The organism is Pseudomonas sp. RIT357 (assembly GCF_000632245.1).
GTDB classification, from domain to species: Bacteria; Pseudomonadota; Gammaproteobacteria; order Pseudomonadales; family Pseudomonadaceae; genus Aquipseudomonas; species Aquipseudomonas sivasensis.
The window spans coordinates 22,816-34,740 of record NZ_JFYX01000025.1; the positions used below are offsets into that span (position 1 = coordinate 22,816).

An 11,925-nucleotide genomic window follows, 5' to 3' on the forward strand; every position below is an offset into this window, starting at 1 on the left:
AATAAAGCAACGGGTTGCTTTAAAGGCACTTCGAACTACGGCTACGCTGGGTAATACGCAACTATCCATTCAAAAAAATAAATCCATTTGAATGCTTTTCGCGGGGGTAGTGACTTAAGGAGTGTTTCCTTCATAGTGCTAGTCAACGGATTGACGATGTTGCGGGGTATGCAGGATAGACGGGTTAATCAGTCTTTTTATCGGCATTTTATTGACATTCCTTGTCCGAACACTCGGTGATGGGGTGTGTTTTTGAGTGTAGGAATAAATGTGAGATTTTTCCTGCTTAACGGGAAAACCTTTTTATGAACGAGGTAGGAAAGGGGGACAAAGAGGGCGTGGCAAGGCGCACTAAGTGCCTTGCCACTGGGGCTTTCGCGGGATTAGAAGTTGCCTTTCAAACTCACCGAAAAATTACGCGGTTCGCCATAAAAGTTTCCCCAAGAGGCGGTACCCACGGTGTTGTAGTAGGTTTTATCAAACAGATTGTTGCCGTTGAGCGCTACGGTCCAGGTGTCATCCACGCGGTAGGCCAGGCGCGCATTCCAGGTGGCGTAACCGGGCTGTTCGAGCTTGATGGTCTGCACACGATAGTTGCTGCTCTGGGCGTTGACCCCAGTGCCGACGCTCCATTTCGATAGCGCGCCGTCGAGTTGGTAATCGCCCCAGAAACGCAGCATGTGGCGGGGCACGTAGGTGTTGGAAACGCCACCTTCCTTCGCGACTTCGATGTTGCTCAGGGACTTGGTCTGGGTGTAGGTATAGCCGCCGAACAGCTGTAGGCGTTCCAGCACTTCACCACTGATTTCGGCCTCTATGCCCTGGGCGCGCACCTTGCCTTTGTCGGTGTAGCAATAGCCATCGGCTGAGGTCGCGCATTGGGTGGTGTAGTCGGATTCGGCGCCGTTTTTCTCAAGGGCGCGGAACAGCGCCAGGGAGCTGTTGAGGCGTCCGTCGAACCATTCGCCCTTGATGCCCAACTCGTAGTTGTCGCCGATCTTCGGCTTGAGCGCAGCGCCGTCGACGGTAGCGTAGGAACTCTGCGGCTGGAAGATATCCGCATAGCTGGCGTACACCGACAGGTGCTCATTGAGGTCGTAGATCAGCGCGGCAAACGGTGTGACTTCGCCGGTTTCCCGAGTGCGTGCATCCTGCGAAGCCCATTCGCCCCAGGCCAGGTTGTAGGATTGGCGACGGTTCTCGTACCAACTGACGCGGCTGCCGACGATTAACATCAGCGGCTCGGCCAGGCGCAGGCGCAATGTGGCATAGGTGCCGTATTGGGTAGCGGTCTCCTTGACCGTGCCGCCACGGTACATGTTCGGCCAGAAGGTGCTGTCGGCCGGTTCCGGGAAGTGACGATTAGGTTGGTAGATGCTCTGGCGCAAGGCCAGGCTCTGGATCGCGTAGACATCGTCCTGAGTGCCACGGCTGCCGTTGGCGCCGAGGATCAACTCATGTTCCAGGCCGAAGGCTTCGAACGTGCCATCGACGTAGGCGTCGAGGCCGAAGTCCTTGTGGTTGTAGTCCATCAATGCGGCATAGGAACCGGCCGTGGGTGCCGGATCACCGTAGGCGATCGTGCCTTCGCTGGCAGCGTACTTGGTGTCTTGCAGATTGCGGCTGTGCACCGCCGACACCTTGAGTTTCCAGTCATCGTTGAATTGATGGGTCAAGTCGGCAAAGAACGTGGTACGCCGGCTTTGCCAGTCGTTCCAGGACTGGCCCAGACAGGTGGAGCGGCTGAGGTTGGCGCTTTTGCCATCGGCGTAGCGGGGCAGGCCGCCCCAGCACGGTGTGGCGTCGACGTCTTCGTAGCTGGCGCCGACGCCCAGGGTGGCTTCGGGGCTGAGGTCGATGTCCAGCGCGCCGTAGAACGCTTGGTCCTGGCGCTTCTGGATGTCCATGTAAGAGCCGCGCTCCTGCTGGCTGATCGCTGCGCGGCCGCGAATAGTACCGCTGTCATTCATCGGGCCGCCGGTGTCGACGTCGGCGCGGTAGTTGTCCCAGGTGCCGGCGGACAACGACAGGCTGGTGGTGGGATTGGCCTGGGGCCGCTTGCGCACGAAGTTCACCGCGCCGCTGGCGGTGCCGGCGCCCTTTAGCATCCCGGCCGCACCCTTGAGCACTTCCACTCGGTCGTAGATCGCCATGTTGGCGCTGAAACTGTCGGCTTGTACGTAGTCTTTGCCCATGTCCAACGGCACGCCGTCGTACTGGTATTGGCCGAGCATCTTGAAGCCACGGGAATAGAAGTACTTGCCGCCCATGGGCGACTCGTAGGTGGTGATCCCCGGCGTGCGTTCCATCACATCGTCGATGGTGGTGAGGTTCTGGTCATCCATGAGTTGGCGGGTCAGCACACTGACCGATTGCGGCGTTTCCCTCAGGCTGTGTTCGCCTTTGCCAATGGTCACTGCGCCGGTGGTGTACGAACCGGTGCCGTCGGTGATGACGCCCAAGCGCTCGCCGGTGACCATCGTGGCGCCCAGGTTCAGAGCGCCGGTTTCGGCCACTTCGGGCAGCAGCAACCACGTGTTGTTGCCCTGGCGCTGGGCTTCCAGGCCTTGGCCTCGCAACAACTGGCCGAGGGCCTGTTGCGGGTCGAAGCGGCCGTTGAGGCCTGGGCTGGCCTTGCCGGCGACGCTGGTGGCGTCATACGACAGGCTGATACTGGCCTGACGGGCGAACTGGTCCAGCGCATCGGCCAGGGGGCCGGCGGCGATATGCCAGTCGCGGGCCTGGATGTCACTGGCTGGGGTTTGAGCCATCACGGCCAATGGCACAGCCGCGCCACTCAGGCAGGCGCCGAGCAAAGCGGCCTGCGCTGCGCGCTTGAGGGGGGAACGTTGGGAGGGGAACGCTTGCATGACCGCGGGATGCTCCTGAAGGAAGTGAACAGAACCGGCCTGTTGATCGGCCTTTCCTAACAGGTCGAGCGGTAATGCGAATTCACCTCATTTATTTTTGAAGGGTTATACGCGGGGTGAAACAGTCACCCAATAACGGCTGCGGTAGGTGACGTCGACCTTGAGTGAATGCGCCACCAGGCTGAGCACTTGATCGGTATCGTCCAACTGATAGGTGCCCGACACGCGCATCCCGGCCACCGCTTCGCTGCACCGCAGCAGGCCGTTTCGATAGCGGCCCAGCTCGGCGAGGAAGTCATCCAGGCGCATGTTGTGGGCGCTGATCACGCCATCGCTCCAGGCCCAAGGGTCGAGTCCATTGGCGAGGGGAGGGCGGATGCCATTGCGGTCGAACAGCACCTGTTCGCCCGGCTTTATCAACTGCTGTGCGTGGGTGTCGTGACGGTCGGCAAACAGCGCCACGCTGCCCTGTTGCACGGCGAGCAATGTGCCTTGGGCGTCTTCGCGTACCAGGAAGCGGGTGCCAATGGCGCGCAAGTAACCGTCGCGGGTCTGCACCCAGAAAGGTCGGCTGTCGACGCCGGTATTGACCAGGATTTCACCCTGGCGCAGGTGCACCAGGCGCCGCTCTTGATTGAACGCCGTATCGAAAGCGCTGGCGCTGTTGAGCTGGATGTTGCTGCCATCGTTCAGCGCCACCCAGCGTCGTTCGCCGGTGACGGTACGGTAATCGGCCATCAGGGCCGGCAGCGGCGTGTAGTCGCGGCCAAGCCAGGTCAAACCGGCTGCGCCGGCCATCAGCCCGAGCAGTTTCAAGCCATCACGACGGCTGATGCGTTGGCGCGCACCCCGCAGGGCATGGCGCCCGACCTGGGCCGGTAGTTGGCTGAAGTCGTCATTCATCGTCGCCACCCGCTGCCACACTTGCTGGTGTTCGGCGCTGGTGTGCAGCCAGCGGTCAAATGCGGCGGTGCTGGCGTCGTCGGCTGTGTTGAAGCGCAGCGTGATCATCCACTGGATGGCCTGGTCTACGAGGCGCGGGTCATAGTTCGGCATAACGCAACCGATAACAGGCGTGCAGCGCCTTGGACAGGTCGCGCTCCACGGTCGCTTTGGACACGCCCAGACGCAGGGCGATCTGGGCGCAGGTCAGGCCATCAAGTTGGGCCAACAGGAACGCTTCGCGCACGCGCGGCTTGAGTTGGTCGAGCAGGCGGTCGATACGTTCGAGGCTGTCGAGGATCAGCCGCCGGGTTTCCTCCGACGGCACTTCAGCCTGCGGAAAATGCGCGAGGCTTTCGAGGTAGGCACGCTCCAGTTCACGGCGCCGGTACTGGTCGATCATCAGGCTGCGCGCGATGCTGCTCAGGTACGCGCGCGGCTGCTGCACCGTCTGCTGCTTGCGCGCATTGAGCAGGCGCACGAAGGTTTCCTGGGCCAGGTCGGCGGCATGCTCACGGCAACCGGTGCGCCGACTCAACCAGCCGCGCAACCACGAATGATGGGCATGGTACAGCTGGCCGATGGCGGCATGGTCCAGTGGGTGATCGCTCGACATGGGCATCCTGGCGCAGCAGTCTTAATTGATAATGTTTCGCATTCTAGACGTTGGTCGTGGCGTTGAGCAATCACTGGCAAGCAATGTATCCAGCACAATTTTTTGTTTGCCCAAGGCGCGCCGATTAGTCTGCGGGCTTTCCTGGTGGAGGGCTGAGCATGATCGACGTGGCGACCCTGGCGATATTTTCCGGTGCCGTGGTGCTGTTGTTGCTATCACCGGGGCCGAACATGGCTTTTGTCATCAGCCATGGCGTGACCCACGGCTGGCGCGGAGCAATGGCGTCGGCGTTGGGCATCTGTGTGGCGGACCTGCTGCTGACGGTATTGACCGCCAGCGGGGTGACGGCGCTGGTCGCCAGTTGGCCGCCATCCTTTGATGTGATCCGCTATGCGGGAGTGATCTACCTGCTGTGGCTGGTGTTCAAGACCTTGCAGAAAAGCCCTGGCCTGGACATGGCTCACATCAACCGTGTGGCCTTGGGCCAAGTCTGTTGGCAGGCGATGCTCAACAGCTTGCTCAACCCTAAGGCGTTGCTGTTTTTTCTGGTATTCCTGCCGCAGTTCGTAAGGCCCGAGGCCGGGCCCATTGCCATGCAGCTGATGGTGCTCGGCGGGGTGCTGACCGTGATTGCCGGTGTATTTCACGTACTGCTGGGGTGTTTTGGCGGGGCGCTCAGCCGATTCTTTGCCAGGCGTTCAAACAGCGCCTGGCTGCAGAAGTGGGGCCTGGCGACGGTACTGATGCTGCTGGCGGTGCGCCTGGCGGTGATGTCTCGTCCCAACTGATCTTGGGTGGCGGGGAGCACGCCAGGCAAGAGCTAGCGGCGCGCGTCCATGTCAGCCCAACCGCGCCGCCGCCCGTGCGGTGATCTCACCGCGCACCCTGCGCGATTCCAGCGTGCGCTTCTTCGCCTCTTCCAGGACATGCGCAGGCGCCGTCTGCGGGCTGCCCGAATCGAACGGCGGTGCCGGTGCATATTCGATCTGCAACTGCACCAGTTGCGCCGCCGCTTCGCTGTATAACTCGGCCGCCAGCACCAGCGCGAAGTCGATCCCCGCGGTGATTCCACCCCCGGTAAACAGGTTGCCGTCACGCACTACGCGCTCCTGCACCGGGATAGCACCGAGGGGGGCGAGCATGTCGTGGTAGGCCCAGTGGGTGGTGGCCTTGCGGCCGCGCAGCAGACCCGCCGCGCCGAGTACCAGCGAGCCGGTGCACACCGAGGTCACATAGCGTGCGGTCTGGGCCTGGGTCTTGAGGAAATCCAGGGTGGCCGGGTCTTCCATCAGCGCACCCACGCCGGAACCGCCGGGCACGCAGAGCACATCCAGGTTGGGGCAGTCGGCGTAGGTGGTGGTCGGTGTAAACACCAACCCAGTGCTGGAGGTGACCGGCGCCAGGTCTTTCCACACCAGGTGCAATTTCACGTCCGGCAGCGAACCCAGCACGTCATAGGGGCCGGTCAGGTCCAGTTGCTGGATGCCGGGAAACAACACAAAGCCGATCTGCAAGGTCATCAAGGATGCTCCGATAAAGAGGTGGACGGCTTCACTCTAGAGGCCTAGGCTTTGGCGAATACGCCATTGACCCCACGAATTACGCCAATCATGCCCAGAATTGTCCACGTCCTCGCTTTCGATAACGCCCAAGTGCTTGACGTGACCGGGCCGTTGCAGGTGTTCGCTTCCGCCAATGACTTGGCCCGCCAGCGCGGCCTGCCACTGCCTTATGCGGTCTCGGTGATCGCTGCTCAAAGCGCGCCGGTGATGACCTCTGCCGGGCTGGCCCTGGTAGCCGAACCGCTGCCCGCCGTCGATGCGCCTTGCGATACCTTGGTAATCGCTGGCGGCTGGGGCGTTTATGGCGCCTCCGAAGACTTGGCGCTGGTGGACTGGGTTCGGGAAAAGGCCCGGCATACCCGACGCATGACCTCGGTGTGCACGGGCGCATTTTTGCTGGCCGCCAGCGGCATGCTCGATGGCTGTCGCGTGGCGACTCACTGGACGCGCTGCGAGGAATTGGCGCGCCGGTTTCCTTCGCTGACGGTGGAGTCCAATCCGATCTTCATCCAGCAGGGCGCCGTGTGGACGTCGGCCGGTGTCACCGCCGGCATCGACCTTTGCCTGGCCTTGGTGGAAGAAGATCTCGGCGGCGCGGTAGCGCTGGAAGTGGCGCGGCACCTGGTGGTGTTTCTCAAGCGCCCCGGCGGCCAATCGCAGTTCAGCGTGACCCTGTCCCTGCAAAAGGGCGACAGCCGCTTCGCAGAACTCCACGCCTGGATGGCCGAAAACCTCACTTTGGAATTGAACATCCCGACCCTGGCCGCCCAGGCCGGCATGAGCGAGCGCAGCTTTGTGCGCCACTACCGCGCCGAAACCGGGCAAACCCCAGCGCGCGCCGTCGAGCTGATCCGCGTCGAAACCGCCCGCCGGCAATTGGCAGACAGCAATGCGTCAATCAAACGTATCGCCGTGCAGTGCGGTTTTGGCAGTGAAGAAACCCTGCGCCGCAGCTTTTTGCGGGCCTTGTCGGTCACGCCCCAGGCCTACCGCGAACGCTTTTGCGCACTGGCCTGAACGAAAAGTACACCGTTGAACCAAGGTGCTATGTTGGCCTCCCACCCACAGCGGGCGGGGTTTTTATCGAAGCCTACGGCGGCGCCCTCCGAGCTGAGAGCGAGGAGGGGCAGGGCAGCGTGTTCAGCTTCAGGATTGCCGCAGTGCCTTAAGCCCTATCGAGTAGCTCGATGATCGCTGACAGGGTCGCCTGCGGTGCTTCCTGGGGAATATTGTGGCCCACGCCGGGCAACACCTGACGTCGGTAAAAACCGCTGAAGTGCTCCACGTCATCGTCCTCTTCCGGCGGTGGGCCTACGCCGTCATCGGCACCGCACAACGAGATGCTCGGGACCGAGATCGCCGGTTGCATCGCCAACGCCTGCTCGATGGCTTCCAGCGCCGGATCGCCGGGCGCATACATGAAACGGTGGCGGTAAGAGTGAATCACCACCTCGACAAAGTCCGGGTTATCGAAGGACGGCGCCGTCTGCCCATACAGGTCCGGCCCCTCGGCCCATGACGGCGACCACAGCGCCCATAGCAATTGGCAGAGCTCGCGACGGTTGGCGGTCAACCCGTCCACACCGCGCTGGGTGTGAAAGTAATACTGGTACCACAACCGATGCTCCGTCACCGGCGCCCGAGGCTTGAGCGACTTGGCGATGTTCTGGATGTTGTAGCCATCCCCGGTCACCAGCCCGCGCACCCGCTGCGGCCACAGCGCGGCGACGATACACGCGGCGCGCCCACCCCAGTCATAACCCGCCAGCGTGGCTTGCGCGATACCCAGCGTATCCATGAACTCCAGCAGATCCTTGGCTAACGCGGCCTGTTGCCCGGAACGCATTACCTGCGCGTTGATAAAACGCGTGGGGCCATAACCGCGCAGGTACGGCACCAACACCCGGCAGCCGCGCCCGGCGAGCACCGGGGCAATGGCGTCGTAAGCGCGCGGGTCGTAAGGGAAACCATGCAGCAGGATCACCGGCTCACCGTTCGCAGGGCCGTGGGCTTCATAGGCGATGTCGAGCATGGAGGTTTGCGCGTGGAGCAATGGGGCGGTCAGGGTCATGGTTGGGCTCCGTGGTTGGCCAGCGTTAGCACATTTGAAGGGAAGCAAGGCCCTTGTGGTGAGCGGCCTTGCCCCGCGCTGGGCTGCGACGCGGCCCCAAAATCAGGCGCCGCGTTCCGTCAGGCAGAATGCGGCGTTTTGATTGGGCCGGTTTCGCCACCCAGCGCGGGGCAAGCCTGTTCGCCACAGCAGTATGTGTCAGCCTTTGCGTTTTTGTAGAGCACAGGCCGCTATTTGGACCGCAGTGAGTCAGTGCCTTACCGGTCACCTCTCAGGGTTGCCATACCGTTTTCTCCCCACTCAATTTACGGTCCAGGAATGTCGCCGCGCTGATCAGCGCCAAATGGCTCAACGCTTGGGGCGTATTGCCCAGATGCCGCGCCTGGCTGTCGAACTCTTCGGCATACAACCCCAGTGGGTTGGCGTAGCGCAGCAGTTGTTCGAATTCCAGGTGGGCCTTTTCCACCTGGCCGGCGCGGGCCAGGCATTCGACGTACCAGAACGAGCAAGCGGTGAATGCGCCTTCGGTGCCTTGCAGGCCGTCTATCTGGCTGTCGTCGTTGCGATAGCGGTAGACCATGCCGTCGCGCACCAGGCTTTTCTGGATTGCTTCCAGGGTGCTCAACCAGCGCGGGTCGGTGGCGGCGACGAAGCGCACCAGCGGCATCAGCAGCATCGAGCCATCCAGTGCCGTGCTGCCGATGTGCTGTACAAAATGCCCGCGCTCTTCGTTCCAGAAGTTGCTCCAGATGTCGGCGTAGATCGCCTGGCGCGTCTGGTCCCAGCGTGCGAACGGCGCCGGCAGCGAGCGTTTGGAGGCCAGGCGGATCGCACGGTCCAGGGCCACCCAGCACATCAATCGGGAATGCAGAAAGTGGTGCTGCTCACCGCGCATTTCCCAGATGCCCACATCTTTCTGGTTCCAGATTTCGCAGACCTGATCGGCGACTTCCACGGTGTGTTTCCAACCCTCGTGGGAGATGGCTTCGCCGTACTTGTTGACCAAGTACACCGCGTCCATCAACTCGCCATAAATATCCAGCTGGATCTGGTCGACGGCCTCATTGCCGATGCGCACCGGCCGGGCGCCACCGTGGCCGCTGAAGTGGTCCAGCTCGGTTTCTGGCAACTCCTGACGACCGTCGATGCCGTAGAGGATGTTGATTTTGGTCGGCTTGCCGCAGCAGTCGCTGACGCGTCCTTTGAGCCAACGCATGTAAGCATTGGCTTCGTCGATGAAGCCCAAGCGCATAAAGGCATAGACGGTAAACGAGGCGTCACGGATCCAAGTGTAACGGTAGTCCCAGTTGCGCTCGCCGCCGGGTGCTTCCGGCAGCCCGAAGGTGGCGGCGGCGATAATTGCGCCGTGTTTGCGCGAGGTCAACAGCTTCAGCGCCAGGGCCGAGCGGTTGACCATTTCGCGCCAGCGCCCACGGTAGTTCGATTGGGCGATCCAGCCACGCCAGAACTTCAACGTGTGGGCCAGCGCCAAGTCGGTACAGCTGCTGTCGACGCGTTCATCGTTTTGGCCGCCGAGGACAAATTCGGCGCCTTCTTCCTGAGTCAGGGTAAAGCTCGCCACGGCAGTGTTGTCTTCGAGTTGCAGTGGATGGCTGCTGGACAAACGCAGGCCAGGCTGGCCGTCGGCGCTGAAGCACACGGTGCCGTTATCGAGGGAGGCGGCGGTTGGCGTGCGTGCGTAGTCATGGCGCACGGCGCAGCGCAGGTGAATGTTAGCTTGGCCGCTGACCACGCGTACCCGGCGGATCAACAGTGGCAGGTCATCGGCTTCTTCGCTGATGGTCAGCAGGTCCGTGATTTCCACCACGGCTTCATCGCTGAGCCAGCGGGTTTGCAGCACGTTGGTGTCGGGCAGGTAGATCTGCTCGCGGCGGGCGTTGGGCAAATCCGGGGCGAGTTGGAAGATACCGGCATCGGGGGTGTCGAGCAGCGAGCAAAAGATCGAGGGGCTGTCGAATTCCGGCCAGCAGAAAAAATCGATGCTGCCTTTATCGTTAACCAGCGCCGCGCTGCGCATGTCGCCGATGATGCCGTGGGCGTCAATGGCGCTCTGTGGTTCGTTTCTCAAATCAACCTTTTTCAAATCAACCATTGTCACGAAACTCCGGATATAGGCTCATGCCGCCGTCAATGAACAAGGTACTGCCGACCACATAGTCGGAGGCATCGCTGGCCAGCCAGACCACGGCGTTGGCGACGTCTTCCACATCGCCGACCCGGCCATACGGGATCAACTTGAGCAGTTCTTTTTCCGCCGCGCCTTCGGTGGCTGCGCGGTTGATCGCCGTCCGAATCGCCCCTGGCGCAATCCCATTGATGCGGATGCGCTGCTCGCTGACCTCTTGGGCAAGGCTGCGCATCAGCATTTCCACGCCGCCTTTGGACGCGGCGTAATTCACATGCCCGGCCCAAGGGATCAGTTGGTGCACCGAGCTCATATGGATGATTTTGCCCGCCGCCCGGGACACGCCTTCACGGATGCCCTGGCGGTTGAAGATACGCAGGGCAGCGCGGGCACAGAGGAACTGGCCGGTGAGGTTGACGCCGATCACGCTGTTCCAATCGTCGAGGGTCATGTCGACCACGGCAGCGTCCTTCTGCATGCCGGAGTTGGCCACCAGGATATCCAAGTGGCCAAACGCATCGAGGGTCTGGGCAAACAGCCGTTCTACATCGGCCTCTTTGGACACGTCGGCGCCAATGGCAATCGCCCGCCCGCCGTCGGCGTTGATCTGCGCCGCCAGCGCTTCGGCGGGGGCGGCCTGGCGGTTGTAGTTCAGCACCACGGCAGCCCCGGCCTGAGCCAGGGCCTTGGCCGCACCAGCACCGATTCCGGAACTGGCGCCCGTCACCAGTGCCACTTGTTGCTCTAACGAGATGTGCATTGCCCACCCAGCCTTTTAATTCATGAGTTCAATTAGCTGACTGATGGCGCGCAACGGAAGTTCATCCGTGTGGTAGCTGGGAGAAATTGAGCCGACTCACACTGGTTGTTGTGCGGGTGCTTATATCCACGTATCCGTATCAAACCGCGCGCAATGTGGACGCCATCGAGCGCCAGCGTTTCGACGCGTGGCGCACTGAGAACTCAGAACACCACTATGAGTTCGACCAGCAGCACTACACCCGCTCCAGCGACAACATCGCGGGGTTGTACCTGGGCTAGCCGTGTACGTTCTTTTTACAGGCCAGCGTCGGGTTCTGACCCGTATCGTTTGGGAAAAGTCGCAGCTCAGCGAGGGGCTTTGATTTTTTTGGCTATTTCTTACATCCATGCAGCGCATATTGCGGCTGACACAGGAACCGGTACCGACGAAAGCACCACGCATGGGAAAGCTGATGGGCTTCGACGTTACGTTGGAGCGACAAGCTGAAGATCGCGCCCACCGCAATGGAGAAAACTTATGTCGGTATCGATGTCCGATACACACGCTGCTGCTTCATCAACCTCTGCTCGTTCGCAGGACAATGTTGCGCCTCAAGGCAACGCCGAACGGCAGGTGCCCGCCCCGAACGGCAACGCGGCTGCGAACGTCAGGTTCCTGTCGCCGGAGAGCCAGGGCGGGCCGGTATTCGGCGATCGCCAGTCGTTGCCGGCCCGTCAGAACCCTTTTGAACGTATGGAGCCTTCTTACAGGGCACCGGCCACGTCGAATTTCGTGACCTCTTTCAAACACTGGGTAGGCCATTGTTTTTCCGGCTATCGACCACCCTTTCCCGGTTGCAGCAATCCACCACCGAGGCCAAACCCAGGCTGCAGCAATCCGCCACCGAGGCCAAATCCTGGCTGTAGTAATCCGCCGCCGAGGCCAAATCCAGGCTGTAGTAATCCACCCCCATGGC

General features: G+C 61.7%; 10 protein-coding genes. 3 read left to right on the plus strand and 7 right to left on the minus strand.

The window, feature by feature from the left end; all coding sequences use genetic code 11:
- Window positions 1–383 precede the first annotated feature (383 nt).
- The 3 genes from BW43_RS10380 to BW43_RS10370 all read right to left on the minus strand — a co-directional run bounded on the left by BW43_RS10380 (window position 384) and on the right by BW43_RS10370 (window position 4,428).
- Window positions 384–2,870 (minus strand): TonB-dependent receptor, encoded by a 2,487-nt coding sequence (locus BW43_RS10380; protein ID WP_032888231.1) that lies wholly within the window; start codon window positions 2,868–2,870, stop codon window positions 384–386.
- Window positions 2,871–2,975: 105 nt separating this feature from the next.
- Window positions 2,976–3,926 (minus strand): FecR domain-containing protein, encoded by a 951-nt coding sequence (locus BW43_RS10375; protein WP_032888233.1) that lies wholly within the window; start codon window positions 3,924–3,926, stop codon window positions 2,976–2,978.
- Entirely contained in the window at window positions 3,913–4,428 is a 516-nt protein-coding gene (locus BW43_RS10370; RefSeq protein WP_032888235.1) for a sigma-70 family RNA polymerase sigma factor, read from the minus strand. The genes BW43_RS10375 and BW43_RS10370 overlap by 14 nt, the downstream gene beginning before the upstream one ends.
- A 158-nt stretch (window positions 4,429–4,586) precedes the next feature.
- On the opposite strand from BW43_RS10370, the gene BW43_RS10365 reads away from it, so the two are divergent.
- Window positions 4,587–5,216 carry a LysE family translocator gene (locus BW43_RS10365; protein WP_032888237.1) on the plus strand — a complete coding sequence of 210 codons (630 nt, stop codon included), beginning with the start codon at window positions 4,587–4,589 and terminating at the stop codon, window positions 5,214–5,216.
- Window positions 5,217–5,267: 51 nt separating this feature from the next.
- Here the strand turns inward: BW43_RS10365 and inhA are convergent, their stop codons facing one another.
- Window positions 5,268–5,948: an isonitrile hydratase gene (gene inhA / locus BW43_RS10360; RefSeq protein WP_032888239.1), complete on the minus strand. Its 681-nt coding sequence runs from the start codon at window positions 5,946–5,948 to the stop codon at window positions 5,268–5,270.
- Between the two features lie 90 nt (window positions 5,949–6,038).
- Here inhA and BW43_RS10355 point away from each other — a divergent pair, with 90 nt between their 5' ends.
- The gene (locus tag BW43_RS10355) at window positions 6,039–7,007 is read left to right on the plus strand and encodes a GlxA family transcriptional regulator (protein WP_032888242.1); all 969 of its coding nucleotides are present in this window, start codon (window positions 6,039–6,041) and stop codon (window positions 7,005–7,007) included.
- Between the two features lie 148 nt (window positions 7,008–7,155).
- On the opposite strand, the gene BW43_RS10350 is transcribed toward BW43_RS10355, so the two are convergent.
- The 3 genes from BW43_RS10350 to BW43_RS10340 form a co-directional block, all read right to left on the minus strand.
- Window positions 7,156–8,061 carry an alpha/beta fold hydrolase gene (locus BW43_RS10350; RefSeq protein ID WP_032888244.1) on the minus strand — a complete coding sequence of 302 codons (906 nt, stop codon included), beginning with the start codon at window positions 8,059–8,061 and terminating at the stop codon, window positions 7,156–7,158.
- Window positions 8,062–8,332: 271 nt separating this feature from the next.
- On the minus strand, window positions 8,333–10,174 hold the full coding sequence (locus tag BW43_RS10345) for a glycoside hydrolase family 15 protein (RefSeq protein WP_032888246.1): 1,842 nt from the start codon (window positions 10,172–10,174) through the stop codon (window positions 8,333–8,335).
- Window positions 10,167–10,967, minus strand: coding sequence for a glucose 1-dehydrogenase (locus tag BW43_RS10340; protein WP_032888248.1), 801 nt, complete (start codon window positions 10,965–10,967; stop codon window positions 10,167–10,169). Before BW43_RS10340 ends, BW43_RS10345 begins: the two co-directional genes overlap by 8 nt.
- 116 nt (window positions 10,968–11,083) lie before the next feature.
- Between BW43_RS10340 and BW43_RS28830 the strand changes: the two genes are divergently transcribed.
- Entirely contained in the window at window positions 11,084–11,248 is a 165-nt protein-coding gene (locus BW43_RS28830) for a hypothetical protein (RefSeq protein ID WP_155989974.1), read from the plus strand.
- Window positions 11,249–11,925: the final 677 nt, after the last annotated feature.